Genomic DNA, 767 nt, shown 5'->3' with positions numbered 1-767 from the left:
CATTTCAATATTGTTCACCGTTGTTTTAATGAAGCGGTGACAGGAAATATCAACAGGCTTATGAGCTTTTTTATTGTAAATAAATCCATTGAAAGAGGGGAAGAATGAAGAAAATCTTAAAACTGTTGAGTTGTATAGCTCTGTTAAGTATCACTGGATGTGTTAACTCAATTCCCTCACTTTCTCCAGCATTATGGAGAAATAAAATACTTTTAGAATGTGGAGTACCGGACCTTAATAAGGTTGTGGCGCTAGATTTGAATCAATTTGCCAGTATTGAAATGTGTATGGCGCAATCAGGTTTTCGTCCTAGCTTTACAATACAAGAATGGTGTGAAAACCATAAATCGGACAATCTTCCCATATGTCGTCCTGGTGCTGTCATGCCTCAGCGAAGTGTTGAGAGACGCTTAAATAGCCCTTATTGTAAAAAGCATTCAGAACAACTTGAATGCCAGCCTTAAGTCTTGCTTCAGCAGAGAAAGCCTTGAATTTACACCAAATAAAGCTCCAGGTTGATGAGTTTGAGAAAGCCTTGTCCGTTCTTACGTGACAAGGCTTTCTTTTTATGCCGCGTCATTATAACGTTGCTGTTTTGCTTGCTCAATGACATTGATAAGATCTGATTGTAACCAACGCGATAAAAAACCAAATTTTAAAGGTTTTGGCAAAGAGCCATTGGTTACATGACGGCGGAAAGTTGAGACACTCATATGAAGCAATTTTGCACTTTCACGGTCTGTTAAAAGAATATCATTTTCTGTCAT

At 37.9% G+C, this 767-nt stretch carries 2 protein-coding genes; one reads left to right on the top strand and one right to left on the bottom strand.

The features are described 5' to 3' along the window. Window positions 1-104: 104 nt before the first annotated feature. Window positions 105-464: a hypothetical protein gene (locus ACFINZ_RS10570; RefSeq protein ID WP_015856194.1), complete on the top strand. Its 360-nt coding sequence runs from the start codon at window positions 105-107 to the stop codon at window positions 462-464. Between the two features lie 102 nt (window positions 465-566). Here ACFINZ_RS10570 and ACFINZ_RS10565 read toward each other — a convergent pair whose 3' ends face one another. Then, a complete protein-coding gene (locus ACFINZ_RS10565; RefSeq protein WP_004860538.1) occupies window positions 567-767 on the bottom strand; it encodes an AlpA family transcriptional regulator in 201 nt (66 codons plus the stop codon).

This window comes from Bartonella sp. AA81SXKL (assembly GCF_042196945.1).
In the GTDB taxonomy this organism is placed as follows: domain Bacteria; phylum Pseudomonadota; class Alphaproteobacteria; order Rhizobiales; family Rhizobiaceae; genus Bartonella.
This window is presented reverse-complemented; position numbering and strand designations above follow the sequence as displayed.